This window comes from Mesobacillus stamsii, assembly GCF_030814065.1.
GTDB lineage: Bacteria > Bacillota > Bacilli > Bacillales > Cytobacillaceae > Mesobacillus > Mesobacillus stamsii.
Genome location: NZ_JAUSUN010000001.1, coordinates 175043 through 201943 on the forward strand (window position 1 = coordinate 175043; position 26901 = coordinate 201943).

27 protein-coding genes are annotated in these 26901 nt (G+C 41.7%); 5 read left to right on the forward strand and 22 right to left on the reverse strand.

Annotation, left to right across the window (positions count from 1 at the left end; genetic code table 11):
• The 12 genes from J2S25_RS00950 to J2S25_RS01005 form a co-directional block, all read right to left on the reverse strand.
• A complete protein-coding gene (locus J2S25_RS00950) occupies positions 1–486 on the reverse strand; it encodes a dihydrofolate reductase (RefSeq protein ID WP_044393287.1) in 486 nt (161 codons plus the stop codon).
• Positions 483–1277 carry a thymidylate synthase gene (locus J2S25_RS00955; protein WP_044393285.1) on the reverse strand — a complete coding sequence of 265 codons (795 nt, stop codon included), beginning with the start codon at positions 1275–1277 and terminating at the stop codon, positions 483–485. The genes J2S25_RS00950 and J2S25_RS00955 overlap by 4 nt, the downstream gene beginning before the upstream one ends.
• Positions 1278–1387: 110 nt before the next feature.
• A complete protein-coding gene (locus J2S25_RS00960; RefSeq protein ID WP_307190993.1) occupies positions 1388–2089 on the reverse strand; it encodes an anthrax toxin lethal factor-related metalloendopeptidase in 702 nt (233 codons plus the stop codon).
• Positions 2090–2217: 128 nt separating this feature from the next.
• A complete protein-coding gene (locus J2S25_RS00965; protein ID WP_044393280.1) occupies positions 2218–2799 on the reverse strand; it encodes a YpjP family protein in 582 nt (193 codons plus the stop codon).
• A gap of 315 nt (positions 2800–3114) precedes the next feature.
• Complete coding sequence (locus J2S25_RS00970) at positions 3115–3921, reverse strand: class I SAM-dependent methyltransferase (protein WP_307190994.1); 807 nt, start codon at positions 3919–3921, stop codon at positions 3115–3117.
• A gap of 125 nt (positions 3922–4046) precedes the next feature.
• Positions 4047–4481 carry a BrxA/BrxB family bacilliredoxin gene (locus J2S25_RS00975; RefSeq protein ID WP_307190995.1) on the reverse strand — a complete coding sequence of 145 codons (435 nt, stop codon included), beginning with the start codon at positions 4479–4481 and terminating at the stop codon, positions 4047–4049.
• Between the two features lie 81 nt (positions 4482–4562).
• Entirely contained in the window at positions 4563–5693 is a 1131-nt protein-coding gene (locus J2S25_RS00980) for a conserved virulence factor C family protein (RefSeq protein ID WP_044393273.1), read from the reverse strand.
• 97 nt (positions 5694–5790) lie between these two features.
• Positions 5791–7671 carry an ABC-F family ATP-binding cassette domain-containing protein gene (locus tag J2S25_RS00985; RefSeq protein ID WP_307190996.1) on the reverse strand — a complete coding sequence of 627 codons (1881 nt, stop codon included), beginning with the start codon at positions 7669–7671 and terminating at the stop codon, positions 5791–5793.
• Positions 7668–8312 (reverse strand): HD domain-containing protein, encoded by a 645-nt coding sequence (locus J2S25_RS00990; protein ID WP_307190997.1) that lies wholly within the window; start codon positions 8310–8312, stop codon positions 7668–7670. Before J2S25_RS00990 ends, J2S25_RS00985 begins: the two co-directional genes overlap by 4 nt.
• Positions 8313–8419: 107 nt before the next feature.
• Complete coding sequence (locus J2S25_RS00995; protein WP_044393269.1) at positions 8420–9268, reverse strand: DegV family protein; 849 nt, start codon at positions 9266–9268, stop codon at positions 8420–8422.
• 115 nt (positions 9269–9383) lie between these two features.
• Complete coding sequence (locus J2S25_RS01000) at positions 9384–9917, reverse strand: hypothetical protein (RefSeq protein WP_307190998.1); 534 nt, start codon at positions 9915–9917, stop codon at positions 9384–9386.
• A 78-nt stretch (positions 9918–9995) separates the two neighbouring features.
• Entirely contained in the window at positions 9996–11684 is a 1689-nt protein-coding gene (locus J2S25_RS01005) for a formate--tetrahydrofolate ligase (RefSeq protein ID WP_307190999.1), read from the reverse strand.
• A 181-nt stretch (positions 11685–11865) separates the two neighbouring features.
• Between J2S25_RS01005 and metA the strand changes: the two genes are divergently transcribed.
• Positions 11866–12774: a homoserine O-acetyltransferase MetA gene (metA, locus tag J2S25_RS01010; RefSeq protein WP_044393264.1), complete on the forward strand. Its 909-nt coding sequence runs from the start codon at positions 11866–11868 to the stop codon at positions 12772–12774.
• A gap of 157 nt (positions 12775–12931) precedes the next feature.
• Positions 12932–13150, forward strand: coding sequence for a DUF3892 domain-containing protein (locus J2S25_RS01015; protein ID WP_307191000.1), 219 nt, complete (start codon positions 12932–12934; stop codon positions 13148–13150).
• Between the two features lie 77 nt (positions 13151–13227).
• On the opposite strand, the gene J2S25_RS01020 is transcribed toward J2S25_RS01015, so the two are convergent.
• A complete protein-coding gene (locus tag J2S25_RS01020) occupies positions 13228–15405 on the reverse strand; it encodes a DNA topoisomerase III (protein WP_307191001.1) in 2178 nt (725 codons plus the stop codon).
• A gap of 170 nt (positions 15406–15575) precedes the next feature.
• Complete coding sequence (locus J2S25_RS01025) at positions 15576–16547, reverse strand: HD-GYP domain-containing protein (protein ID WP_307191002.1); 972 nt, start codon at positions 16545–16547, stop codon at positions 15576–15578.
• 306 nt (positions 16548–16853) lie between these two features.
• Here J2S25_RS01025 and cspD point away from each other — a divergent pair, with 306 nt between their 5' ends.
• Complete coding sequence (gene cspD / locus J2S25_RS01030) at positions 16854–17054, forward strand: cold-shock protein CspD (RefSeq protein ID WP_042355328.1); 201 nt, start codon at positions 16854–16856, stop codon at positions 17052–17054.
• 63 nt (positions 17055–17117) lie between these two features.
• Here the strand turns inward: cspD and J2S25_RS01035 are convergent, their stop codons facing one another.
• Together J2S25_RS01035 and J2S25_RS01040 are read right to left on the reverse strand one after the other, a co-directional pair.
• On the reverse strand, positions 17118–17291 hold the full coding sequence (locus J2S25_RS01035; RefSeq protein WP_084221787.1) for a zinc-finger domain-containing protein: 174 nt from the start codon (positions 17289–17291) through the stop codon (positions 17118–17120).
• Between the two features lie 17 nt (positions 17292–17308).
• Positions 17309–17965, reverse strand: coding sequence for a reverse transcriptase-like protein (locus J2S25_RS01040; RefSeq protein ID WP_307191003.1), 657 nt, complete (start codon positions 17963–17965; stop codon positions 17309–17311).
• 131 nt (positions 17966–18096) lie between these two features.
• Between J2S25_RS01040 and J2S25_RS01045 the strand changes: the two genes are divergently transcribed.
• Together J2S25_RS01045 and J2S25_RS01050 are read left to right on the forward strand one after the other, a co-directional pair.
• A complete protein-coding gene (locus J2S25_RS01045) occupies positions 18097–18507 on the forward strand; it encodes a reverse transcriptase-like protein (RefSeq protein ID WP_044393255.1) in 411 nt (136 codons plus the stop codon).
• Positions 18504–19442: a DMT family transporter gene (locus tag J2S25_RS01050; protein WP_044393253.1), complete on the forward strand. Its 939-nt coding sequence runs from the start codon at positions 18504–18506 to the stop codon at positions 19440–19442. The genes J2S25_RS01045 and J2S25_RS01050 overlap by 4 nt, the downstream gene beginning before the upstream one ends.
• 72 nt (positions 19443–19514) lie before the next feature.
• On the opposite strand, the gene J2S25_RS01055 is transcribed toward J2S25_RS01050, so the two are convergent.
• The 6 genes from J2S25_RS01055 to J2S25_RS01080 all read right to left on the reverse strand — a co-directional run bounded on the left by J2S25_RS01055 (position 19515) and on the right by J2S25_RS01080 (position 26900).
• Positions 19515–19796, reverse strand: coding sequence for a DUF6123 family protein (locus J2S25_RS01055; protein ID WP_241768465.1), 282 nt, complete (start codon positions 19794–19796; stop codon positions 19515–19517).
• 55 nt (positions 19797–19851) lie between these two features.
• Positions 19852–20313: a divergent PAP2 family protein gene (locus tag J2S25_RS01060; RefSeq protein WP_044393251.1), complete on the reverse strand. Its 462-nt coding sequence runs from the start codon at positions 20311–20313 to the stop codon at positions 19852–19854.
• A 213-nt stretch (positions 20314–20526) separates the two neighbouring features.
• The gene (locus tag J2S25_RS01065) at positions 20527–21417 is read right to left on the reverse strand and encodes a 5'-3' exonuclease (RefSeq protein WP_044393250.1); all 891 of its coding nucleotides are present in this window, start codon (positions 21415–21417) and stop codon (positions 20527–20529) included.
• A 74-nt stretch (positions 21418–21491) separates the two neighbouring features.
• Positions 21492–22334 (reverse strand): sulfurtransferase, encoded by an 843-nt coding sequence (locus tag J2S25_RS01070; protein WP_044393249.1) that lies wholly within the window; start codon positions 22332–22334, stop codon positions 21492–21494.
• 20 nt (positions 22335–22354) lie between these two features.
• A complete protein-coding gene (locus J2S25_RS01075; protein ID WP_307191004.1) occupies positions 22355–26008 on the reverse strand; it encodes a dynamin family protein in 3654 nt (1217 codons plus the stop codon).
• 322 nt (positions 26009–26330) lie between these two features.
• Positions 26331–26900 carry an isoprenylcysteine carboxyl methyltransferase family protein gene (locus J2S25_RS01080; protein WP_307191005.1) on the reverse strand — a complete coding sequence of 190 codons (570 nt, stop codon included), beginning with the start codon at positions 26898–26900 and terminating at the stop codon, positions 26331–26333.
• Between the last annotated feature and the right edge of the window lies 1 nt (position 26901).

Below are 26901 nucleotides of genomic sequence, written 5' to 3' on the forward strand. Positions count from 1 at the left end.
CTATTTTCGTTCGAAAATAAGGAACTCATACTCGTAAGGATTCCTTTCATCCTTTGGACCAACTTCCCTCGTTTGAAGGTGCCACTTTTCAATGTCAAAAACAGGGAAAAAGGTATCCCCTTCAAACTGATGATGAATCATCGTCAAATAGAGCCGATCTGCTTCCGGCAATATTTCTTTAAAAATCTCCGCACCGCCAATGACAAATAGTTCTTCTTCTTGATGCTTTGCGTACTCTCTAAACTCTTCCATCGAGTTCATGACAGTACAGCCTTCACATCTATAGCCTTGTTCCCGTGTTAACACTATATTTTCCCTATTAGGGAGCGGTTTGCCTATCGACTCAAATGTTTTTCTTCCCATCACGATCGGATGTCCAATCGTTACACGCTTGAAAAACTTCAAATCCTCAGGAAGCCTCCAAGGAAGCTGATTTTGGTATCCAATAACTCTATTTTCATCCATTGCCCAAATCAATGAGATCATATACTGACAACCCCTTTAATATGAGGATGTGCTTCATAATGAACCAATTCGAAGTCTTCATACTTAAAATCAAAGATCGATTTGACATCAGGATTCAGCTTCATTTGCGGCAATGGTTTCGGTTCCCTTGTCAGCTGGAGTTTTACTTGTTCCACATGGTTGGAATATATGTGGGTATCACCTAAGGTATGCACAAACTCTCCGGGCTTTAGGCCGCATACATGGGCAACCATTAGTGTCAGAAGCGCATAGGATGCTATATTAAACGGCACACCAAGAAAAACATCTGCTGATCTCTGGTATAGCTGGCACGAAAGCTTGCCATCCGCAACGTAAAACTGGAACATGCAGTGACAAGGTGGCAATGCCATATTCTTTATTTCCGCCACATTCCATGCATTCACAATCATCCGTCTTGAATCTGGATTTGTTTTGATGGTTTGGATCAACTCCGAAATCTGGTCTACAGTTTCTCCATCTGCTCCTTGCCATGAACGCCATTGATGACCGTACACAGGTCCAAGTTCTCCCTGCTCATCTGCCCACTCATTCCATATCCTAACACCGTTGTCCTGTAAGTACTTGACATTCGTATCCCCATTCAAAAACCAAAGCAATTCATGAATGATTGATTTCAGGTGTAGCTTTTTCGTCGTCAACAGCGGAAACCCATCTTGGAGATTAAAACGCATCTGGTAGCCGAACGTACTGATTGTTCCTGTACCGGTACGATCTTCTTTTTTCACACCTGTGTCCAAGACATGTTTACATAATTCTAGATATTGTTTCATGATCTCCCTACCTTCAAAAACCTTCAATTTGTTTCTATCTATTTTAGCAGGTAAAGCGGAAGGAAGAAAGTGTTCCTCGCTTGAATTCTTGCTTAAATTCTTGAAAAATACTAATTTAGACCTTCAATATAATGATAGGTTTGCGGTGCTTCCTCCTTCAATAATTGGGCTGACATCCCGCCAATATAGAACATCGCAAAACTTTCAGCAAAATATTCTTCTGGATAATCGTTGAAATATGGGTTGCCCGGAAAAAGCCAACTGCTTTCTTGTTTCCATATTGACAGGAACCGTTCTTCCTCTCTGATTCCGTCATAGACATAGCGGTCGAGTGAGTGCGCTAATTCATGCAATTCAAGGTTGACGGATCCATGCCCCTTGCCCTTTTCACTGCTGCCAATTTTCACAAGCACAACTCTGGATCCTCCGATTCCCGGAACCTGATCCCAAGTCCGTTTAGATGTGTAGCCCCGTGGAATCACTCCTTTTAAATGACTGGCCGTTGGATTATCCGTGAGGTTGCCTTCAAATAATCGAACGGTAATATTTTGCTCGATTGCTTTCTTAATCATCGAGTCAGGCAGAAGGGTGAGTCGCTCGATTATCTTGGCTGCTTCCACCTGATCAAAGTCATCTTCTGGAATCACGACAAAGCTCCCTGCTAGACGGACGGCCCCAGGAGCTAAAGATTCATATAATATAGATTGTTTTGGGTATTCAGAAAGAAAAATGCCATCCATATTGGCATTTGAGCTTCCTAGAAGGGAAAAAGAAAGAATGATAACCACGAATAATTGAAAAACCTTTCGCATGCATATATCCCCTTTCTTTAGGGAATTTCCTGAATAAATCACTACAAATGAGCATACATTAGGAATCTATTAAGATTATACCATATGTTTGCTTACTTTCTGGCTGATAAATTCAGGAAAAAGGCGAGTCAGCTTTTCCATTTTGGAGGAGTGTCCTTGGCCCAGTAGATTCTTCCCAGCTCATAATGGCTCTGAAACCCGTCGTGATAGGTATGGTAATGAAAGTTAAACCAATGGCCATCCTTTGGCGGCTGGTCCCTTCTGACATGGAAGCGAATAATGTCTTTGTTATCGTCACCAATAATATGAAAGATCTTTTCTGACTCGCCGCCTCCAGGCATTTCTGTAATGCGCAGGGTACTGAGTTTTTCTCCCGGATATTGTTCGGCTACCATTTCAATTGCCTTTTCAATGTTCGGCAAGATTGTCTGCCTAAATTCATTTTCAATCGCAGGTCCAATTTTTCCGCCGAATTTCTCGAAAGACTGAAGTTCCGCTTCCCTCACTGTCCTGTCAATAAACTGATTCTTTTCCGTCTCTTCATCTAATTTGTCGTCAAATGAATCTATGAATACTGTTTCAGCAGCAGTTGATTTATCCGTTCTTTCCGCAGTAGGTGTCAAAAACCCATTCACCTGCGCTGGAGAAACCAACCCAAAAGTAACAAGAGATATGATGACAACGAACGATTTACGGAGCCATGCAGGCATTTTAATCACATCCTTATATAAATAGAAAGATAGTGAACTGTTTTCATGGAGTAAATTTTACAGCCTGTCCTATTTTTTAAAAAAGCAGGACAATACTTATTATCATTATAACTTGTTATGCGAATATGTGTAAGATAGGTTTCAATCTTTTTTAAAATGGGAAAAAGGAAAGATTAGAGACTTGATGAAAGGGGGTTAAAACTTTGGAGTGGATAGCGTTATCTGTCAGTCTATTTCTTTTAGCTTATTTTGTTTATTTATCGATTGCCGACTGAGCGGTCAAGTTTATGGGAACGGACAGTAAATACTTCTTATTTATTGTCCGTCAAAACTGAATATACCGTTTCTGTCTTTGTCTATCACCCCATAGTGAAATTTCGCTGATTTCCGAATGATTACTCTAAAACCGAATTCTTGAAACCTTGAACTTCTGAAATGATCTTTGAGAATCACCCTCTTGCTGGCAACACGCGTAGCGTGAGACAGCAATTCATCCGAAAGCCCCTCATAAACGGCAAACTTTGTTAAACTCCTGATCCCATCCGACTCAAGGATCGATACATCAAACATTGGGTCAAAATAAACACAATCAATGCTATTATCCTCCATTTTTTTCAAACTACCTAATGAGTACCCTTCCCTTACATGAATCCTTCGCATCGCCCGATTGATCGGTTCGATTCCAGATTCCCATGTGTCCAAGCCTCTCTTCACTAAATAGGAAAGTTCTTTGCTTGCCTCGATTCCAGTAACAGAACCTTTTTCACCGACAATAAAACTGGCTACGATGCTATCAGAACCAAGACCGAGCGAACAATCCAGGAAACTCATCCCCTCATGCAATTGTGCTGCTTCAATTAGCGGATCTCGTTCCCCACTCATAAGTCTTTTGATTCGAAACATCGCCGAATTCGGATGAAAAAAGAACGGCTCGATTTCCCCTAAAGGAAAAAGCTCTAGCCTTTCCTTCCCTACTACGAGGCAGTCGTCCTTTATCTGTTCCTGAAGCTTGGAAACGGATGTTTTTTTCCTTGGAATAAATTCCGTTCCAAGCTCGGTCGCAATCATTTTTGCCTGAGCTGTCATTTGTTCATCAGTTCTGCCAGCAGTAGTCACAAACACAACAAACACCTCCTGGATGAAAAAAAGAAAGGGACGTCATTGACATCCCTTCCCGATTGGCAAATCTGATTCACTTTAATAAGGTTGATTAAAGATAGAAAGCTGCGTGCACCTTACAGTTAAGTTTAGCAATTCGCCTCAAAAGCCGAAAGTAAATTCTCCATGATGGCTTCAATTGGCTGGCCTTCGATATCATGACGAGGAACAAAGTGCACTACTTCTCTTCCTTTCAACAACGCCATTGACGGGGAAGATGGCTCAAGATCTGTAAAATAGTCACGCATTTTTGCTGTCGCTTCCTTATCCTGGCCGGCAAAAACCGTAATCAAATGATCTGGTTTCTTTTCACTTCTTAAAATGGCCCGTGTAGCTGATGGACGGGCAAGACCAGCTGCGCAGCCGCATACGGAGTTAACAACGACCAAAGTGGTACCCTGCACATTTTCCATGAACTCTTCTACTTCAGCTCCAGTAAGCAATTCTTTGAAACCTGTGCGAGTCAATTCTTCACGCATCGGCTTAACCATTTGCTTCATATATTCTTCATATGCCATTGACATAAATAATAATCCCTCCCAAACATTGGTTGCAGTGTTAGCATACTATATTCGTTAGCGCAAACGCAATAATCTATTTGTAGATTATCGATTCCTTGATTCTGTCATTTGTTTCCATACTGACCCTTTAGCTTCTTCGCCATGCTCAATCCGGGCAATCGCCAATTTCACCTGCATGCTTACTTCAAATTCGGGATCATCTTCAGCTTGCTTTAATGCAGGCAATGCCCGCTCATCCCCAACCTCGAACAGGAACATGGCAGCTCGCCAGCGGACCAGCTTGCTTGGATCTGTCAGAGCTTCCATCATTGCGTCCGTGGCTTCCGGTAACCCTAGATCCGATAAGCAATCACCTGCTGTCCTCCGAACCGTAACGGTTTTATCTTTCAGTGCCTTATACAATAAAGGCAATGATTCTTTATCCTCTATCATTCCTACATACACTGTTGCCAGGCGGCGTATCGATGCTTTCTCATCGTGTAACGCTTTTTCAAGTACAGGCAGGTCTTCGATTGTCGGGGCGTCCATTTGTTCAAGGAGCTGATATCTGATCCGCCAATCAGGATTGTCCAGATCCGCTTCCATTATCCGAACCTTCTTTTTTGCCGCTTTCAACTGAGCTTCCTGTCCTGGATTATTCGCTAACCTGACCAGATCCTCTAGTCTTTCTGATGGGAAAGCGGCGATTAGTTCTTCGACAACCTCCTTGCCAATCACCTCAAATTCACCATAGCGGACACCTAGGTCTTTCCATCTTCGGACCATTACGACATTATCTTCGGGAGTCTGGACCTGACCGATTTTTTCTGCAAATATTTTTGGGAGTCCAAACCGATGCTCCTCCGTTCCATCAGTAAGCTTAACCTGCATTGGAAGTCCTTTATACATCTGGACCTGAACTTTGATTTCGCCAAAGTGGTCATTGCTTTTTAGTGCATCATTTTCGGATTGCTGTTCTTCTTCACCAAACGCTTTCCTTACTTCAGGAAGAATGACCTTCCAGTCAAATTTAGCGTTTCGTTCGACTGCCAAAAAGTCTGCCACGTGGTAAACTCCTTTTACCCCTTCAATTTCCAATATGTTTTTCACGACCTCCGGTGCCCCGGCGGCTTCGTTTTTTTTATAATTATTGCTTTTGCCCATAGGGAGGGCTTCATCTAAATTGATTTTCATGGTATTTGGGCTTGGCGTTGGTTCAATTGATAAAATCTTCATATTCTCACCCCTTTATTTTTTCAGGATTGAAGCCATTTTATCATACTATAAGAACAATCGCATTTAGGGCGAGAGAATGGAGCATAAAATCTCGATCTTATTCGTCAACGAGCTCAGATAAATAGCTCCACCTTTCAATTAAGTATTCTAGGTGTTCATTCAATTTTTCTGCCTCCTTCATCAAGGCCTGGCCTTTTTCAAAGTCACTTCCTATATTAACCATTTCTGTCTGCACTTCTTCAAGGCGGGCTTCCGTATTGGAAAGCTCCTCGTCGATTTCCGCCCATTCTTTTTGCTCTTTGAAGCTTAATTTCTTTTTCTTTGGTTTTTCAGGCTGCTCCACCTTTTCTTTCTTCGTCGGGGAAGAAACAGAATCAGCTTTCGGACGTTTCTCCAGGTAATCAGTATAATTGCCGTAATAAAGGCCTGTCCGGCCATTTCCTTCCAATACTAACAGCAGGTCAACAACTTTATCAAGGAAATAACGGTCATGGGATACGGTGATCACGACACCAGGAAATTCCTCCAAATAATCCTCCAACACCGTTAAAGTCTGTGTGTCCAGATCGTTAGTAGGTTCATCGAGCAGGAGCACATTCGGTTCTTCCATCAACAGCTTTAACAGATAGAGCCGACGTTTCTCCCCACCTGAAAGCTTTCTGATCAAGGTACCATGTGCGTATGGCGGAAATAGGAATCGCTCAAGCATTTGTGCCGCCGAAATTATTTTTCCATCGGTTGTATGGACCATTTCGGCCGTTTCCTTCAGATATTCGATGACCCTTTTATTCTCATCCAAGTCTTCATTTTCTTGTGTATAATAGACAATTTTAACTGTCTGGCCCGTGATGATTTCGCCAGAATCAAGATCAACTCTTCCCGACAGGATATTCAGTAGAGTCGATTTTCCTGTTCCATTTCGGCCGATAATTCCCAGCCTGTCACCCGGCTTCACGAGCAAATGGAAATCGTTAAGAATAAGTTTGTCCTCGTATTTTTTGGTAGCATCTTTCAATTCAAGTACTTGTTTTCCAAGCCTGCTCCCACTTAAAGAGATATCCAGTTTTTCAGTTGACTTTCCATTTGATACTTCTTCATCCAATTGATCAAAACGTTGGATTCTCGCCTTCTGTTTTGTTGTCCTAGCCTTTGCTCCTCTCCGGATCCACTCCAGTTCCTGTCTGAACAGGTTCTTCTTCTTCTCAACTGTGGCTGCTTCATTTTCCTCGCGAATCGCTTTTGCTTCCAGGAAACTGGCATAGTTGCCTTTATAGCTGTAAAGGTTTCCTCCGTCCAGTTCAAAAATTCTGTTCGTCACTCTATCCAGAAAGTACCGGTCATGGGTAACGAGTAAAAGGGATCCAGAGTAGCGGGATAAATAATCTTCCAGCCACTTGACTGTTTCATAGTCTAGATGGTTGGTTGGCTCATCGAGGATCAGCAGATCTGGAGCTTCAATCAATACCTGTGCGAGTGCGACACGTTTTTTCTGACCACCGGATAACTCCGCAATTGTTCGGGTAAAATCCGAAATCCCAAGTTGCATTAAAATCGATTTTGCTGCAGTATTGGCATCCCAGCCATCAGAACTGTCCATTCTCCGTTGCAACTCATAAAATCGTTGCTGAATTGCTAAGTCATCTGGCTTTCGACCTAACTCTGCAAGAATCATTTCATATTGGCGCAGCAGCTCCAAGATTGGAGCTTCTCCGCTGAACACCTGATCAAGGACTGTTTTTTCCGGATCCATTTCAGGCTGCTGCGATAAAAAGGATATTTTATAGTCTTTTGCCAGAAACAACTCTCCAGTGTCCGGCTGGTCCATCCCTGCTACAATCCGCAGCAGAGAGGATTTTCCGGTACCGTTGACTCCGATCAATCCAATGCGTTCCCGCTCGCCGATTGTAAAGCTGATGCTGTTGAACAGTTCTTTTTCTCCGTAAGTCTTTGTCACGTTTTCAATCGTGATCATTTTCATGCCGTACCATTCCATTCACTATAAAATTGTTCCAGAAAAACCTCCATAAACCGATGCCTTTCCTCAGCTAATTGTTTTGCATGCGCTGTATTCATCCTGTCTTTTAACCTCAAAAGCTTTTCATAGAAGTGATGGACCGAAGAACTGTTGCCATTTCTGTATTCTTCAAGTGTCATCTCTCCTCTGATACTAAAATTCGGTTCATAAATTAGATGGCCTTTCTTGCCTCCAAAAGCAAAAGTCCTCGCAATCCCGATAGCACCAAGGGCATCAAGACGATCTGCATCCTGAACGATTTCTGCTTCGATGCTGTTGAGTTCAAGCTGCCTTCCGCCTTTAAAAGACACCGTTGAAATACAGCTCTTAATTTTTGAAGCTGTGTCACGATCTAATTCTATGCTTTGCAAAAACGAATCCAGCTTTTCCCATCCGGCTGCTTCCGATTCATTCAATTTATCATCCGGTATATCATGAAGCAAGGCAGCCATTTCGATGATAAACCAATCCCCTTGCTGTTCCTTGCGCCAAATCAGCTGGGCATTCTTCCTAACCCGGTCAATATGATGCCAATCATGTCCAGAAGAATCTCCCTTCAGCTGATTTTTCACAAATTCCTCTGTGATTTTGATCAACTCATTCATATCGTGCACCCACTTTCCTGTCGAACTTATTTTACCATACTCCTCCGCTGGCAATAGAGTAAAAGGAATGGCGGAGCTAGGCAAAAAAAATAAGTGCCAAATAGCACTTATTTTTTGAAGGTGTTCCAGCTGATTCCGATCGTGTGTTCACCGGCATGGACGCCAATTACTGCTCCAATCGGGCAGCTAAAGAATCGAATATCCGGGAATATTCCTTCTAGCTGAGTTTGCCATTCATCTGCAGTTTCTTTGTGAAGTCCATAGAGGATAAATACTTCGCTTACTCCGAATTTCTTATGGGAGGCCTTTAAATATTCAAATATTTTTTCGCGAGCCTTCTTGTCACTACGTACCTTTTCCTTCGTTTTCAGCGCACCGTCTTCAATGCTGATGATTGGTTTTATGTTGAGCATGCTGCCAAGATAAAACTGCAGCCCGGACATTCTTCCACTGCGATGCAGCTGTTCCAGACTGCCAATCATCACATAGGTTTCATTTGAATCACGAATGATTTCAAGCTGTTCCTTAATCTCCTCAGCCTCTGCACCTTGCTCAGCCAAAATAATCCCCCTTTTTAAGAGCGATGTCAACGGATAGGTAAGCGTTTTTGAGTCAATAGTGATGACAGGTATGTTTACAGCTTGTGCTGCTTGTACACTGGATGCAACTGTTCCGCTTAATTTCGAGGAAATCAAAACGGAGAAAACCAGATCATATTTCCCCTCAAGTTTTTCATATAATTCCATAAAAACACCAACTGGCGGCTGGGACGTTTTTGGTGGAGTTTTCACTGACTTTAATTTCTCGTATAATTCTTTGGCAGTTAAGTCCTTGCCATCCAGGTATTCAACATCATCTAAAACAATCGTCATTGGTACCTGGTAGACGTCAGGATTGTTCAGCAAGTCCTCATCGAGATAGGCAGTACTGTCTGTAACCCAAGCTATTTTTCCCATACAATCCCCCCAAAATTCTATTTTTTCCTTACATCCGAGAATATTTTACGAAGTAGGTTATACTAGGTTATTCTGAAAACAAAACAAAAATTCCTGCCTGGGAAAGCAAGAATTATTATACAACTAATAATTTTTTTAGTTTTTTCAAAGAGTCAATCATATAGTCAATCATTTCAGTTAAATCATCCATCTGCTCCTCATAAACAAGGCGGTTAAATGATACTGTAGAAAAATTTCTAACCAATTGACTTTTTGCGAGAGGGGTAGTCTTGATAAATTGGACGATCTCCCTGTCCTTTCCCCAGATCTCTTCCAGATCTTCCTGTATAGATTGAAAAACAAGCTTTTCATTTCGATGCAGCAATGAAAAGGATATATCGACTATGCATCCAGCAAGATGATTCGCCTTTCCGCTTGATAATAATTCAGCGGAAAGGTTCTCCAAACCTGCCTCCAAAGTCAGAATTGCTGCGATTTCTTCTTCTTTGTAGCCGTTCACTGTAAAAGTAATTTCATACTTTCGCGACAGCTTAGCCGTATTGATCCAGTCATTCCGATCAACAACCTTGATTTTTCCGCTCAAATCCCTATCATATATTTCTCCTTCGATTACAACTTTAATGTTTTCAAAGGCTGTTGGGTCAAACAAAATGCTCCCTCCAATCCAAGTTCCGAAAGTTAGAAACCAGCCTCCCAAACGGAAGGCTGGCATATTTGATTAGGATGACTAAAATAGGCCAACCGCATTCCCATCTTCATCCACGTCCATATTCAGTGCAGCAGGCAATTTAGGAAGTCCAGGCATCGTCATCACTTCCCCTGTCATGGCAACAATGAATCCTGCTCCAACGGATGGTTTCAATTCTCTTACTGCGATGGTGAATCCGGATGGACGCCCAAGTTTTTGCGGATCATCTGACAAAGAGTATTGCGTTTTTGCCATACAGATTGGCAGCACACCCCAGCCAAATTCCTCAAAATCCGAGAGTTGTTTCTTAGCCTTTGGTGAAAATTCGACTCCAGCTGCACCATAAACCCGAGTTGCAATCTTCTTGATTTTATCCTCAAGCGAATCGGAAAGATCGTAAAGATGAGCAAAGTTATTTTCCTGTTTGTCTATCACATCGAGCAAAGTCTTAGCAAGCTCTAATCCACCTGCACCGCCTTTTTCCCAAACCTCTGTCAACGCAACTGGTATGCCTGCTTTCTCACACATTTCCTGAAGTGTATTTGTTTCGAGTTCTGTATCGGTAATAAAACGATTAATTGCAACTACATACGGCAATCCAAAGCTCGCAATCGTTTCCACGTGCTTTTGCAAATTTGTAAAACCAGCCTGTATGGCCTGTATATTCTCGTTTTTCAAGTCTGATTTCTTCATACCCCCGTGCATTTTCAGCGCCCGGATGGTAGCAACGATGACAACCGCTGATGGATCGATTCCGGGAGTTCTTGCTTTGATATTTAAGAATTTTTCAGCTCCGAGGTCTGCACCAAATCCCGCTTCGGTTACCACAAAATCTGCTAGCTTTGATGCTGCTTCTGTTGCGATGACACTGTTGCAGCCATGTGCAATATTAGCAAATGGGCCGCCATGTATCAATGCGGGAGTGTGTTCAATCGTCTGGACAAGATTGGGTTTAACGGCTTCCTTCAGCAAAAGCGTCAGTGCGCCTTCCACTCCTAGATCACCGACAGTAACTGGCTGCTTGTCAAAATTATAGGCTATAACCATTTTGGATAGACGTCTTTTTAAGTCCTTCAGGTCGCTTGCAAGACATAACACTGCCATAATTTCAGAAGCTACCGTGATATCGAATCCATCTTCCCGCGGTACTCCTTGAAGCGGCCCACCAAGTCCAATGATCACCTTCCGCAGGGCACGGTCATTCAAATCAAGCGCCCGCTTCCAGACGATTCTGCGTTGGTCAATATTCAGTTTATTTCCCTGTTGAAGATGATTATCAATCAAAGCAGCCAGTGCATTGTTGGCTGTAGTTATGGCGTGCAGGTCGCCAGTAAAGTGTAGATTGATATCTTCCATTGGAAGCACTTGTGCATAACCGCCTCCTGTTGCGCCGCCCTTGATCCCCATCGTCGGTCCGAGTGATGGTTCTCGCATCGCAATCATTGTTTTCTGTCCAAGCTTATTTAAAGCGTCGGCGAGTCCGACCGTCACTGTCGATTTTCCTTCCCCAGCGGGAGTTGGATTAATCGCAGTAACAAGAATAATCTTGCCGCTTTCCTTTGTTTTCAATTTCGTCAAAGCTTCTGTAGACAGCTTTGCTTTATACTTGCCGAACATCTCGATATCATCGCCAGAAAGTCCTATGTTCGCTGCAATCTCAACTATCGGGTCCATTTGGCTTTCACGGGCAATTTCAATATCTGACTTAACTTGAACCTTCGTTTCCATTCCCAATCCCTCCAGCTATTATCTATGTCCTTACCATCTTATATTTTACCACCAGGTAATTCCGATCAGCTAAAAAATATCATTTTGTCATAAAATTTTCTCTTTAACCAATTGCTCCATAAAAGAATTCAGACTATAATAAAAATTACTGACTTTAGTTTGCTGAAAGAGAGGGTATATTATGCCAATTAAAATCCCGCTGCATTTGCCAGCGAAAGAAATATTGGAAAAAGAAAACATCTTCATCATGGATGAGAACCGGGCCTCTAGGCAGGATATTCGCCCATTAAATATTTTGATTCTGAATCTTATGCCTGAGAAGGAAAAGACAGAAAGACAGCTGCTTCGACTGCTTGGAAACACGCCGATTCAAGTAAACATCCATTTTTTGAAAACAGCTACATACGATTCAAAGAACACTTCCGCATACCATCTGGAGGAGTTTTACCAAACCTTCAACGAGGTAAAAACAAAAAAATATGACGGCATGATCATTACTGGTGCTCCAATTGAACTGATGGAATTCGAAGAAGTGGACTATTGGGATGAACTAATAGAAATCCTTGACTGGACAAAGGAGAATGTGACGTCGACTTTGCATATTTGCTGGGGTGCCCAGGCTGCTTTGTATCATCACTATGGCATTGACAAATATCTTCTGCCGCAAAAGTGTTCAGGTATTTTCACTCACCGTGTCCTTGATGAGACGGATAAGCTGTTAAGAGGATTTGATGATGAGTTTCCAGCTCCTCATTCACGTAACACTGAGCTGTCAATAGCAGCACTCAACGATCATCCTGATTTAAAAGTACTTGCAGTTTCCGATGAAGCTGGCCCTTTGATTATTTCCAGCAAGGATGGTACCAGAATCATGATTACAGGACATCTAGAATACGAAGCTACCACTTTAGCTGAGGAATATTCAAGGGACAAAGCTAGAGGTATTGATATCCATGTCCCTGAAAATTACTTTCCAGACAATAATCCTGAAAAGACACCGCCTAACCGTTGGAGATCACACGCTCATTTGTTCTTTTCTAACTGGCTCAATTATTATGTGTACCAGGAAACGCCGTTTGAATGGAAATAAGAAAAACCGGGCGAAACAGCCCGGTTTTTCTTATTTCTGAAAGTCTCGAATTTATCGCATTTGGAACTTGGAAGTCCTGTATTTGTACGACAGAATTCCCGTTACGTTTATTTTTTGGAGAAAGTGTAAGACTAGGAGGGTGAAAGGAGAGATTAAATTGCAGCAAGAACAGCTAATCGCGGTACATAAAAACCATGTTGGGGAGATTATCAGCTTCCAGACTTCAAGCGGCAGGATCATCTCTTATCGCAAAGCGTTAATGGAAGTATCCACCGGCAATATTTCTGGAGTAAATATAATGGAGGAAACCAATGGGAACTCCTCCCTACTGACAGCAGATGGTTCTGACTTTCAAACTAATCCGGAAATATACTAACCGCAAAAACACCTACCAATACTGGAAGGTGTTTTGTATTTAAAAAAATTCTGCAGATAAACATCGGTGACAAGGCACTACTCTCTTTGATTGACAGCCTGGTGAGCGAGCTCGAATTTCAGTTTCTTTTCCTGCGCATCCCAATATAGCTTTGCATTAAAAGTTCGATCCTTGCTTTGGAAGCCTTCAATCACATCCGTACTTCCTTCAGCGAGCAGCTTCTTTATATTTTTTTGCGTCACTGTCTTGCCAAGAACCTGTTTGGATAGGGTGAAATTGCATTTCGTTTTTTGATAGTTGGAACAGCCATAAAACGTACCTTTGTCTAAGACTGTACCCTCGCATTTTTTACATTTTCCCAAATTCGTTACACGCCTTGATTTCCCACCTATTTTACCAGGCACAAAGGCATTGGTAAGTTCCTCTGAAAATGTCCAGCCTGCTGATCCTTCCGTCGTTTCCGAAACCAAGTGCTTAATCATTTTTGAGGTTTGTTCGATAAATTGTTTCGGCGATGCTTCCCCCTCGCCGATCTCGTGCAGCCGCTTTTCCCATTTCGCTGTCATTTCCGGTGAAGCAAGCACTTGTCCGCCAACTGCCGTGACGAGTATTTTTGCTTTGGCCGTGGCATAAACAAGATTTTTGCGGACCTCGATATAGGCACGGTCTTTTAGCATGGTAATGATTCCTGCTCGCGTAGCTTCGGTTCCAAGTCCTTCTGCCTTCATTAGCACCTTTTCCAATTGCTTGTCTTCAATATGCTTGCCTGCCGTTTTCATCAAAGTGATCAACTGTCCTTCCGTCAATCTTTTTGGCGGCTGCGTTTTGCTTTCTTTTGCCTCTGTGTGGATGACCATTCCCGTTTCCCCCTGCTGAACTGCAGGCAGCTCCGGTTCTTTGTCTGCGTCTTTTTGCGGCAGCACCTTCCTCCAGCCTTCATCAAGCTGGACTTTCCCCTTCGAAATAAATTCAGCCCTGCTATCCACGACCGTCTTGATCGTCGTATACTCCGCTATATAAGGACTATAGTGAGCAGCAATCAGCGTCCGTACAAGCAAATCATACAGTTTAAGTTCCTCTCCCGACAGCCTGTTTAAGTTGGGAACTTGCTCTGTAGGAATAATGGCATAGTGGTCCGTCACCTTTTTTTCATTTACATATCGTTTGTTGTTTTTAATGGATTCTACTGGCAGTGGAAATAATGTTTGATAATCAGGAATCACCTGGAGTTTTTTCAGGATAGCTGGAAAGCCTTCCGCTTCACCTGGAGTTACATGCCTGGAATCGGAACGGGGATAAGAGACGATCCCTCTTTGATAGAGTCCTTGTAAAATGTCGAGCGTCTTTTTCGGCGACATCTTAAACCGCCTGTTTGCTTCAGCTTGAATCGCTGAAAGATTGTATAATAATGGCGGCAGGAATTCTTTTTTCTCAGAATGAACTTCTGCTGCTTCAGCATGTTTACCGTTGCAAAATGCAGCGATTTTTTCAGCCATTTCCTTTGTTTTGATTCTGGAGTCACCATCTTTTTCCCATTTGCCAGTGTATTGCTTTCCGTTGATTCGGAAATTACCGATTACTTCCCAGAAAGGTTCTGAGACAAAATTTTCGATTTCGAGCTCTCGTTTTACAATCAGAGTAAGCGTGGGTGTTTGGACCCTTCCGACAGAAAATACATCTGAATACCCTTTCTGCTGCAATAAAAGAGTGTACAGTCTTGAGGCGTTCATGCCTACAACCCAGTCAGCACAAGCGCGCGTATAGGCTTCATAATACAAATTTTTTGTATCTGATTCACTTAATAGTTTCTGAAAGCCATCTTTTATTGCTTTTGGGGTAAGGGAGGAGATCCACAGCCGTTTCATCGGTTTCGTGCAATTTGCGAGACGAAGGATATTTCTGATAATCAACTCTCCTTCCCGTCCTGCGTCACCGGCATGGATAATTTCGGTTACCCTAGGGTCCGAAACTAATTTTTTAATAATATTAAATTGCTTCGCTTTCAATTTTACAACTTCATACTTGAATTGGTCGGGAATGATCGGCAATGTATTCAGTGACCACTTCTTCCATGACGGGTTGTACTGTTCGGGCGCGGACAACTCCGTTAAATGACCGATTGCCCACGATACATACGCGCCATCCGGAAAGATTTCATTTGGAAGAATCTCAATGTATCCTTCCTTCTTCTTCATTGTAAAAACGGAGGCTAGGGTTCTGCCCTGATCAGGCTTTTCCGCAACGATTACCTTCATAATTTCCTCCTGAAAAGCTTTTATAAGAACGTAACTATACTAATCTCTATTTTATCTTTTTTTCAATAAGAGCGTAAAGGACTTTTATCTCAGCACTTATACGCTTAAACAGGCAGATGCTGCTCAGCTGCCTGTAAAAACTTATTTTATTGGTTTGAATAAGAGAGAACTTAATCATGTAAGACACGTGAAATTCTCAAACCACGGTCGAGGCGCAAATCAATTAGCGAATCCTTCGTCTTGATGAGAGCCTTCAATGGTTCATAGTTATCGACCATAAGGATTGTTCCTTCTTCTCCATTGCTTAAAAGGACGCGTTTGCCAACAAGACTGTCCATAATTCTGTATAAAAAGACGAGCATGATTTTTGGATCAAATTTACCAAAAACATCGTTTTGCATTTGAGAAATGACTATATGGAATGGTTCTGCCTGATGGTACACCCTTGAAGACGACATGGCATGATAGACATCAGCTATTGCGACAATTTTGGCAAAGTTATCAATCTTATTGCTCGGGAGACTGAATGGATAACCACCTCCATCCTCCCGTTCGTGGTGCTGAAGTGCGATGAGAGCAACCCTGTCATTCAATTCTGGAATATCCTTCAGCAGCCTGTATCCATATGCGGTATGCCGTTTCATTTCAGAGTACTCTTCCTGTGTCAGCCTGCCTGGCTTATTGAGAATTTCAGCAGGTATTCTCGCCTTGCCAATATCATGGAGGGTGGCTCCGAGCGAAAGATCATTCAAATCGGACTGATTCAAATTAAGCCATTTCCCTAATAATGTTGAAATAATACCGACACAGACAGTATGTCTATAAGTATATTCATCTTTTGATTTAAGTTCATAAAAAAGGTGATAAATATGGGGTATTTCTGCTGCCTGTCTGATTGCAGGCATGATTTCATTTTTGATTTCCGAGATTGGAATAACACCAGTCTTTGCGACGACATCGAATATTTCTTCCATTTGAACGGAAGCAGCGTCAAGCATCTTGTTCATATCCTTGATTTTCGTTTTTATTCCCGTCTGTGATGTAGGGTCCTGAACGGTATTCCCGTTTCTGATTGTATCCAGTAATTTCTCAATTTGATAATCAGATAAGGACGTTAACGCTGATGGAGTGGTCTTCTTCATAATACCCCCCTCTTGACTAAATAGGATAGCCTGCTTTTATTGTTTGCTGTTCGTATAAGAAAATAATAACAAATTTTTCCGAAAAGAGGAAGCGTGACAATTATTTATAATTCATAAAATTTTAAGAAAATTTATAGGGTAATAGCGTTTGCATCCTTGACTACGATTATTCTAATATTGTATATTTAAGACATCATGTAAGAGGATATATTTGCCGCGCAATAGATGCAAGTGTAGCCAATTAGATGAGACTATTCAGCTTGACGCAGAGTTTGTGTCACGAAAGGCATAGGAGGACAGTTTAACATGCAAAATGGTAAAGTAAAATGGTTCAACAATGAAAAAGGTTTTGGGTTTATTGAAGTAGAAGGCGGAGACGATGTATTCGTACACTTCTCAGCCATCCAGGGTGAAGGCTATAAATCATTAGAAGAAGGCCAAGAAGTATCTTTCGAAATCGTCGAAGGAAACCGTGGACCACAAGCAGCTAACGTAGTGAAACTATAATTCCAACAGTTTAAGGCTGACGCTTGACGCCAGCCTTTTTGATTTTTAGTGAGAGACCCATGATCACAATTTCTGTCCACACTTTTTTATTTTCTCACCGACGGTGCATTCTGTTATGCAAAACCGGTGGGCAAATGTTTTTCCTTGTTCTTGCCGATGATATTTTTTAAGGAAGCATCCATTGCAATAGGTAGTTAACAATGTTTCTACCTCAACAAGTATTTCATTTCGAGTCAATCATTTCTCCCTCCCGGTTAGATTATTTGCATTTTGCTGTTGATCATTTTCCCTTGCAATGCTTGGGTTGCCAGCTTATCAGCCTCTTTATTTTCTTTCCTTCCTATTGGATAATATTTAGGATGCAAGCCAAGCTCGATAATCTTCTTCTCGATTCGGTCCAGCCAACGGTTGAGCGTTTCTTCATAGCAAGGCCATTCCCCTTCGAGTTGCTTCAACACTACTTGGGAATCCCCTTTTATTTCACATGATGTGTTCCTGACACCCATTTCTTCAAGAATGCTTAACGCAAAGTAAAGTGCTGCATACTCTGCTTCATTGTTTGTATCGATCTCATCAAATACTTCATTTGCACGCAGTCTGTATTTCTTTTTTCCTTGTTTATAATAAATGATGGTGCCAAGGCCGGCCTTATTATGGGTGTTATCGAAGCCTCCGTCAAAATAAACAGTCAGGTTATGAGGCTCTTCTTCCACCACTGTAAGAAGCTTACGCATTTCTTTGATAGACCAGGCGGAGCCAACCTCATCAGTAAACAAAATCCCCAATGCTTTTCCAGATCTTTCAAGCTCCTCACCAGCCTGGAGCGCATGCTCTCCTTCCAGATAATCAGAACTGAACAGGATCGGAGCCACGCCTTTAGTTTTATATTCCCACTCCAATTTATATCTCAAGATTTTCCCAACTTTCTCCGCCTTTTTTAGTTATCTTACCCATTTTTCTTATCCGTTACAATGGTTACATAATCCAAACTATTATGATACACTATTTGTTATCTGTACAAATAATTCGGGAGTGGTCGATTTTGTATGAGGTATATATCGATGGGGCAAGTGCTGGTAACCCAGGGCGTAGCGGTGCTGGCATATTTATTAAAGGAGAAGGGAAAGTTTTTCAATATTCCCTCTCGCTTGGCATAATGTCAAACCATGAAGCGGAATATCATGCTTTTATAAAAGCTTTGGAAATCTGTTTGGAGAAGGGTTTTAAGGTTGTATCATTCAGAACTGATTCCCAGCTCGTAAATGCTGCAGTGGAGAAAGAATTCGTTAAAAATAAGCTTTATTCCCCGCTTTTAGAAAAAGCTCTGGTGCTTACACGGCAATTTGATTTGTTTTTTATGAAATGGATTCCATCGAGCGAAAACAAAACAGCTGATGAATTAGCCAGAAAAGCAATCAGGGGCAGCGATACGAAAGGACCGAAAATGAAATGAAAACATCCACTTTTGCCGATCTAAGTTTACTGTTTGTAGCTCTTATATGGGGAACGACATTTGTGCTTGTCCAAAATGCGATCGCATTTCTGGAGCCACTTTCTTTTAATGCCGTTCGCTTCTCCGTTGCTGCAATCATCCTAGGACTTTGGCTGCTCATTTTTGAAAAGCATCTCCTTCAAAAACTTGATAGGAAATTGATTTTATCAGGGATAATGCTCGGGGTATGGTTATTTATTGGCTACGCTTTTCAGACACTTGGTCTTCTGTATACCACTTCTTCAAAAGCTGGTTTTATTACCGGACTGAGCGTCGTACTCGTTCCTTTATTGATGCTTGGGATTTTAAAGCAGCGCCCAAGTGTGAATTCCATCGCGGGCGTTTTTGCAGCAACGATTGGCCTTTATCTTTTAACTATGTCAGATGTGTCGGGTCTTAATATTGGGGATGCCTTTGTCTTGATTTGCGCAGCTGGTTTTGCATTGCACATCGTGTTTACCGGAAAATTTTCAAGCAGTTATCCTACTCTTCTTTTGACGATTGTACAAATATTGACTGTTGCCGTTCTTTCTGCAGGATCTGCCATCCTGTTTGAAGACTGGAAAAGAGCTTTTCAACCAGAGGTCATTTTTTCTACGAATGTAATTACCGCATTATTGATTACATCTATTCTTGCAACTGCATTAGCATTTTTCATCCAGACAAATTTCCAGAAGCATACAACAGCGACACGGGTTGCTTTGATTTTTGCGATGGAACCTGTCTTTGCTGCCATTACAGCTTATTTCTGGGCAGACGAACGCCTGGCAAATAGCGCCCTTGTTGGGTGCGTGTTGATTGTTGCTGGCATGATTTTTGCTGAATTGCCTGCTGGAAAATTAGAGAGTATTATCAGAAGGCTATTCGTGAAAAAAGAGGCGGATTTCAAAGCGTGACGCTTTGAAATTGCCTCTTTTTTCATCGGCTATTCTTGGGCACGAGTAGGTTAACTAAAGCATGGCGTTATGTTATACTGCCAAAAGTTCCATTTTTTCGACTAATTTCCAGGCTGCTTTGCGAGAAGCGATTTTATTAGAAGCGAATGTTTCAAGCAATGAAATATAAAAACTACCGTCAAAACCCTTTTGAGCCATTAGGGTGATTTCGATGGCTGTATTGGCGATTTCATCCGTTGAATTTGTATATTGCTGTCCGAAATAAATGAAGCCGACCGCATCCTCCCGAAAAAGAAACCCCTTGCTCTTCAAATGAAGCAAATAATCTTCCACTGTTCGCACTGACTGAATCAATCCTCTCTCTTCAAGCCGTAACTAGTAAAATTTTACCGCATTATTCGAACTTTTTCTAGCGTTTTTTCGTTAAATAATAACCAGAAAAGCCCATAATCATCCCTAGCAGGGCTCCTCCAAGTACCTCTTTTGGCTGATGTCCTAGCATTTCCTTCAAAGGATCCGGGGACTTTTCCTCGAACTCCACTGGGTCATCCTCATTGATTTTATCAATTAATTCATCAAGATCATTGACTTTTAAAGTGAGTTCTCCTGTCTGCCTCCTGATTCCCTGGGCATCATACATAACAATCAAGCCATAAACAAGAGACAATGCAAAGTCAATCGAGCGTACTCCTTTTGTAAGGGAAACAAACGTGGTTAAAGAAGAAACACCTGCAGAGTGGGAACTCGGCATGCCGCCTGTTGCAAAAAATAGAGCTGGTCTCCATTCCTTTGTTTTCGCATAATGAATTGGTATTTTTAAAGCCTGAGCCAGGCCGATACTTGTGATCGCGATCACGGCGCCTCTATTCATATTCGTCACCTCTCCTGTTATTTTGAAGATAAATGATGGCTTTTATTCTTGTCCATACATAATAAGAAAATAAGCCTATAAAGGGTTATTTCACTTTTCTATGTAGTTTTAAACAAAACTTTTTGGAGAGTAAATTTTAATAGTAAAATAAATGCAAAAGAGGTGCTTATTGCACCTCTTTTGCATTTTGTTCTTCCAGATCCAGCCTTTTTCTTATGCGTATATTGCATTGTTTTCAAAAAGTCGATGTAGCCCTGTCAGTTCTATTTCATTGAACTTAGAAAGAAGTTTTTCTTTGTCAATTCTGAATAGGGCATCGTCTAAGCTGCATTCAATCGGCAAATCGCATTTAATTTCAGCAAGTTGCCTGCTTAAATGAAGCATTTCTAAATCCGCCTCGATTTTTGCACGTTGTGATTTCGTCAAAAGATGCAGATTTGTGATCACACCTTCTACATTTTCGTGTTCCTGAAGGAGTTTAATCGCCGTTTTCTCCCCAATTCCGCGGACGCCGGGGTAGTTATCGCTTGGGTCTCCCATGAATGCCTTCAAGTCAATCATCTGCTCAGGCCAAACCCCTTTTTCAGCGAATAAAGTATTTCGATTGTGGACTAGATAATTTCCATACCCTTTTTGCAGAAGAATGACAGAAACCCGGTCATCGATTAACTGCAAAATATCCTTATCCCCAGTCAAAATGGTAATGGAATCGACTTCCTTGACCGTTTTGGCAATTGTACCGATGCAGTCATCTGCTTCAAACCCTGGAAGGCCGATATTCGGAACGCCCAAAGCTTCCACCACCTCTTTAATTAAATCAAATTGAGGCAAAAGCTCTACCGGTGCTTCAGGTCTGTTTGCCTTATAATTCGCAAACATTTCCGTGCGGAACGTTTTGCTGCCCATATCCCAGCAAACCGCCGTATGGGTAGGCTTAAATTTCCCAACTGCAGTCGCAAAATGTTTGACAAAACCATGGATTGCGTTGGTCGGCACCCCTTTGGAATTGATCATGTACTGTCCGGATACAGCGGTCGCGAAAAAGGCTCTGAACAACAAAGCCATTCCGTCAACAAGCATTAGTGACGATTTATTCGAATCCAAAGCTGGACCTCCTTATTTTGTTTTTGACAAACCTTTTATCGTCAACAGATGGTGATGTGTCCCATAAACAACTTTTATATTATATCATATTTTGATACAGGATTTTCTTTATAAGAGACCCAGTCGCTATAGCTGCCAGCATACAGTTTGACATGTTTAAACCCTGCTTCTTTCAAGGCGATATAGTTAGGAGTTGCAGTTACTCCTGACCCGCAATACACGATGACAGGCTGATTCCGGTCCAGTTCGGCAAATCGCTTTTCCTGTTGGTCCCTCGACTTAAAGGAACCATTTTCCAAACTCTCCATCCATGGTTTATTGATGGCGGTCGGAATATGCCCCGCAATTCTGTCAATCGGCTCCTCTATCCCTTTATAACGCCTGCTTTCACGTGAATCGATCAGGACTGCGTTTCCGGAGCCATTAAGCGCTATATCCTTTATTTCTTCGTAGGAGGCCAACATATCTTTCGCTTCTGTTACGATATAGGTTGTTTTTGCATATTTTGGCACGATTTGATCTGTAGGATAGCCTTTCTGTTCCCACAAAGCAAAGCCGCCGTTTAGGATATACACCTCTTCATGTCCCATGTATTTCAAAAGCCACCAGAATCTAGATGCAAAAGCACCTTCCTTGCCATCATAGACAACAATGATTGTGTCCTTGCTTATTCCGTTTGCTTCAAGTTTATCTTTTAGCAAATGCAAATCAGGAAGCGGATGCCTTCCACCATGCTCCCGGACCTCTCCTGACAAATCTTTTTCTAGATCGAAATAGACCGCTCCTGGAATATGACTTTGTTCATACTGTTGTTTGCCTTCTTCAGGATCGCCAAGCTTGAACTGGCAATCCACCACCTTTAGATTTTTCTCGTCAAGATGCTCTCTAAGCCAATCAGCTTCTACATAATTTTTCAAAAAAAACCACTCCTCCACTGTTATTCATCCACTATAAGATTAGTAAGTGCTTGTTTTACGAGATCCACTGAAAACTTTTCTTCAAGAGAAGCGGTAATCCCTTCAAAATATTCATTGATTTGTTCAGAAAAATCATTTTGTACTTTTTCAAACTCCTGCTGCATTTCTTTTAAATAGTGATTTTTCAATCTTGAATTCTCTTCCTGCAGATATTCTGTCGAAGGTTCGTGTAAAAGTCGTTCTAGTTCCTCTGCCATATATCTTTTTTCATTTTTCTCAAAGAAAGCCTTCGGATTTTTGAACAATCCAAGCGTTTTCTTAAAAATGGTACGGTCGAGGCTTTGATATGCTGGCTCAAATTCCATTCCAGATAGTGGGCCATTTTCTGTTAATGAAATCGATACCGCAGCATTTATTTTTTCCAGTTCCGTTATTATTGCTTGCTGAAACTCTTTAAGCAGATGGACAATATAGTTTTCCAGCCTTAAGGAAGTAGCCCGCATTTCTTGGGCAAGGTCATATCCAATACTTTCGATCAAATCATCCAATGCCGATTCAAGAGCCAGTTTCACATTGCGTCCATCGTCCTTTAAAAGAGCGGGATGAAAGGACTCCCTGAATAAGTCACCAAAGCGAAGGAATACACGCTGCCTAATATAATAAACCAATTCATCTGCCTCTTGTTTAAGGCGTTCTTCAAGGATGTTTGGGCTTTTTTTGGCTAAAACAGTCAGCATCCGGTCTTTTTCGAATAGCAGGTTTTGACGTTTTTCAGCCTTTGTGGCCTTGTCTTCCTCTGCTGAACGGATTATTTTTTCCAACATACTGATCGCCTGCTGCCATTTCGCCTCTGCAGACTCGACAGCCATGGTCATCAAATCCTTGGCAATGAATCGGTAAAACACTTTTTCAAAGGAGTTAAAGAGCTGGTCTCCGCTGCTGCCCGGTTGCAATTTATCTTTCAGTCCCTTTAAGCTGGAAACAGGGAAAAGTTGTGGCTTCCTAATACCGTACTGGACAAGCTGCCCTTCCACATATTCGAGAACAGTCTCTTGTTCTTCCTCTGAATTCGCCAAATCGACCGCATTGACGAGGAAGAACATTTTATCCAGTTCAAAGCTATCTTTTACCCTGCCTAGCTGAAGCAGAAATTCGCGATCTGCTTTTGAAAAGGCATGATTATAGTAGGTGACAAACAGGATCGCATCCGAATTCTTGATATAATCAAAGGCAACTCCGGTATGGCGTGCGTTGATTGAATCGGCTCCTGGGGTATCAACAAGTGTAATTCCTTTTCTTGTCAGCTCGCAATCATAATAAACTTCGATTGATTCAACAAAACATGATTTCTCCTCTTGTGCCACAAATTCACCGAAAGAATCCATGTCAACGGATAATTGCTCACCGAATTTGTCCCTGAAATGATCAAAGCCATTTGCAAAAGCTTGTAAAAAGGAGTAATGGGTTTTTTCTATTACACTATATTCGCTATTATCCAATTTAATAGTTTTGATTAGATCGATCGATCCATCGAAATCACGGACATATCCGCCAAATAATCTAAGCGATCGCTCCAGCTCATTTTTTAGTTGTTTATCTGTTTTCATTTTCACAATAACAGAGCCATGAGGATGGTCTTTCGTCACTGGTTTGATTTTATTAATCGCGGCCGTTGTTGGGTTAGGTGATACCGGCAAAATCCTCTCCCCTACAAGCGCGTTGGCAAATGAAGATTTTCCGGCACTGAATGCACCAAACAGGGCAACTGTGAATTCTCTGCCTTTTATTCGCATAGCCTTATCTTTTAATTCGCGGGAAATCTTTTTCAGTCCGGGTATCGCTTCTATCTGATCAGCTGCGTAGTTCAACTTCCCAATCAATTTCTGTTGGATATGATGAAGTTGTTCTCCCTCCCGCTCTTCCTGCTCAATTGGAGCTGTGTGAACTTGTAAAGGATCCATTTTTTTCTCAAGCGGTTCACGAGTGCCACGGACTAAATTTCTGATCATTTCTGGCTCATCTTCGTCTGCAAAAAAAACGCTTCCCACCTCATCTTCGAACTGAATCGCCTCTCCATAAAGAATCTCAGAAACTTGTCTTCTGTTCTCGGCAATTTTCCTTCTGATTCTAGACAATTCTTCCCACGCATCCAAAAGCTTTCCGTATTTCTGTTCCTTCCTGACAAGTTCATTCACTTGCTCATCATCCTGTAATTTGACTGAGTGAAGGAACATTTTTTTAATTGGTTCGAGCTTTTTTCGCGCACGGTTTTTCAGGGATTCGGCGACATCATTTGTATAATTTAAAACATAATCACCTGAAAGCCTGGCTCCAGACTTGACGGCTTCAGACAGCAGTTCTTTCCCGAAATCAATCTTAAAACCATTGGCAGCTGTCTGAAGTTCAGCTTGTGTCAAATGATATTTTCTGAATAGCTTTGCTAAAAAGTCCTTGATATGCCAGTCAAGTTGAGATTGAACCTTTTCTTCCAGATCTTTATAGAAGCTAGACAATCTGGCTGCTTTTTCCTGTTCCGTTTTTTGTTTGGAGAAAAATAAGCCTACTTTAAAATCTGGTTGCCTAGACTGCAAGTATGCTTCTGCCAGCTCCCTTGTCTGAAACGGCATCAGATAGGCATTCTTCAGGATGTCATTTTGACCTGCCCTAAATTCCTGTTCTGGATCCTGTTTCCTTTTGATGTTAGTAATTTGGCTTCTTATACCGTCTAATTCTTTAGAAAGCTGCTCCCTATCGCTTTCGCCAAGATCTGCTAAAATGGATTCAAACTGGTCAATCTGAGCGGAAACATCCTGTTCTAGATGGCTTAGATGATCCTCTGACAGCTTTTCTAAGGAACGAAAGACGGAAACAGGTAAAAGCTCCGAACGTTTGCTTTTCCGCTCGATGATGAATTTGCGAAGCTCGTCAAACTGGTTAACAGATAATTCAGGTACTTTAAGCGATGTATAAAAAATCCCAGAATGCTTTACTCCCCAGTCGGAAAACGCAGCCTGTACACTATCCTTAAATTGTTCAAACGGCAGTTCGTCATCCTGATGCTTGTCAACCTGATTAATAATTAAATAAAGCTCTTTCCCGGCGTCGGTCAGTTCTTTCGTAAAAAGGAAGTTCAGCTCCGATTGTACATGGTTATAGTCCATGACGTAAAAAACAATGTCGGAAAGATGAAGAGCTGATTCTGCCGCGATCCGGTGGGCATCATCCGTTGAATCAATTCCAGGTGTATCAATAATAGCGGCATGCTGCAGGAACTCTGCTCCGCTATGACTGATTTCAATTCCCTGTATCTCGTTACCATCCATACAAAAGTTTTTGACCGTTTCATAATCATAGGGTGCCGCATACAGTCTAGATCCGCCGTTACGAAAAAAGACTTTAGCATACTCTGCGCCTGACTTTATTTTTACCAGATTTGCACTGGTAGGGATCGGACTGGATGGCAGGATATTTTCACCGATCAATCGATTGATCATGCTCGACTTCCCTGCAGAAAAATGTCCGCAAAAGGCAATTGAAAATTCCTTCTCCATTGCTTTCTTCCCTAGTTCTCTCACTTTTTCCGCAGTTTCCCCATCTTGATTCGCAGTTACTAACTTATAGAGAGAGACAATCTTCCCGAGAAGTTTTTGCTCTTGGTGTGCAGTGTGGCCCATTCCTCAAACTCCTTGTGACAAAATAATGAATAGCTCTATTTTATACGATTTTTCGGTGTTTTCCTATTATTAGATAAATTAATGGCCAAAACAAAACCCGGACATGATGTCCGGGCTGCCACTTTTCTGCTATTTTTCCTTCAGTGCGGTTTTAAAACATTGCTTAATACATATTTCATAATGAAGAAGTAAGCAGCTATCGTTAAAACTACTAGCATAGAAACCATTTTTACGACACCGTCCTTAAAGTTCTTTAATTGAGAACTATTTTCATCTTAAGAAAAGTATAGCATGATTGAGGATCATTTTCAATGAGAGGCTGTTAATTGTCACACTTCTTTAACAAATTCGGCAGGAAACGACCGTGATTTGAAAAAACAGCTTCGTATTTAGTACATTCTTTCAAAGCCCTTTCCTCAACAGGAATCCTGATAGACAAGATCAGGATATTCAATAGCGTAAAAAGCGCCATCGTAATATAGGCCTTAAACATCAGCGGTATGACCATGAATTCCAATGCTACGATCAAATAGTTTGGATGCTTGATGATTTTATAGGGTCCTTTCTTTACAACTTGTGCTCCGGGTACGATAATAATTTTTGTATTCCAGAACCTTCCTAAAGAAGAAAGTGCCCAAATCCTCATACCTTGGGTGAACAGAAACAACGTCAACAATACAGGCCAATAATCAGACAACTGTTTATTCAATAGCGTTACTTCGGCAATAAAAACGAGAAAAAATCCTGTGTGAATCGCCACCATCGCTGGATAATGCCCCTGCCCAAATTCAATTGCTCCCTGGCTTTTCATCCAGGATTCATTTCTTCTGGCAATTAAAAGTTCCGTAATTCTTTGGAATACGATGATTCCGACAAAGAGATAAAACACCATT

What these genes read in the sequence shown, in the direction of transcription:
- J2S25_RS01075 (WP_307191004.1), bottom strand. Translation starts at nt 26,008, where the DNA reads ATGGGCCACACTGCACACCAAGAGCAAAAACTTCTCGGGAAGATTGTC.
- J2S25_RS00980 (WP_044393273.1), bottom strand. Translation starts at nt 5,693, where the DNA reads ATGAAGATTTTATCAATTGAACCAACGCCAAGCCCAAATACCATGAAA.
- metA (WP_044393264.1), top strand. Translation starts at nt 11,866, where the DNA reads ATGCCAATTAAAATCCCGCTGCATTTGCCAGCGAAAGAAATATTGGAA.
- J2S25_RS00955 (WP_044393285.1), bottom strand. Translation starts at nt 1,277, where the DNA reads ATGAAACAATATCTAGAATTATGTAAACATGTCTTGGACACAGGTGTG.
- J2S25_RS01025 (WP_307191002.1), bottom strand. Translation starts at nt 16,547, where the DNA reads ATGAAGAAGACCACTCCATCAGCGTTAACGTCCTTATCTGATTATCAA.
- J2S25_RS00990 (WP_307190997.1), bottom strand. Translation starts at nt 8,312, where the DNA reads ATGAATGAGTTGATCAAAATCACAGAGGAATTTGTGAAAAATCAGCTG.
- J2S25_RS01050 (WP_044393253.1), top strand. Translation starts at nt 18,504, where the DNA reads ATGAAAACATCCACTTTTGCCGATCTAAGTTTACTGTTTGTAGCTCTT.
- J2S25_RS01020 (WP_307191001.1), bottom strand. Translation starts at nt 15,405, where the DNA reads ATGAAGGTAATCGTTGCGGAAAAGCCTGATCAGGGCAGAACCCTAGCC.
- J2S25_RS00950 (WP_044393287.1), bottom strand. Translation starts at nt 486, where the DNA reads ATGATCTCATTGATTTGGGCAATGGATGAAAATAGAGTTATTGGATAC.
- J2S25_RS00985 (WP_307190996.1), bottom strand. Translation starts at nt 7,671, where the DNA reads ATGAAAATGATCACGATTGAAAACGTGACAAAGACTTACGGAGAAAAA.
- J2S25_RS01080 (WP_307191005.1), bottom strand. Translation starts at nt 26,900, where the DNA reads ATGGTGTTTTATCTCTTTGTCGGAATCATCGTATTCCAAAGAATTACG.
- J2S25_RS00960 (WP_307190993.1), bottom strand. Translation starts at nt 2,089, where the DNA reads ATGCGAAAGGTTTTTCAATTATTCGTGGTTATCATTCTTTCTTTTTCC.
- J2S25_RS00975 (WP_307190995.1), bottom strand. Translation starts at nt 4,481, where the DNA reads ATGTCAATGGCATATGAAGAATATATGAAGCAAATGGTTAAGCCGATG.
- J2S25_RS01005 (WP_307190999.1), bottom strand. Translation starts at nt 11,684, where the DNA reads ATGGAAACGAAGGTTCAAGTTAAGTCAGATATTGAAATTGCCCGTGAA.
- J2S25_RS00995 (WP_044393269.1), bottom strand. Translation starts at nt 9,268, where the DNA reads ATGGGAAAAATAGCTTGGGTTACAGACAGTACTGCCTATCTCGATGAG.
- J2S25_RS01060 (WP_044393251.1), bottom strand. Translation starts at nt 20,313, where the DNA reads ATGAATAGAGGCGCCGTGATCGCGATCACAAGTATCGGCCTGGCTCAG.
- J2S25_RS00965 (WP_044393280.1), bottom strand. Translation starts at nt 2,799, where the DNA reads ATGCCTGCATGGCTCCGTAAATCGTTCGTTGTCATCATATCTCTTGTT.
- cspD (WP_042355328.1), top strand. Translation starts at nt 16,854, where the DNA reads ATGCAAAATGGTAAAGTAAAATGGTTCAACAATGAAAAAGGTTTTGGG.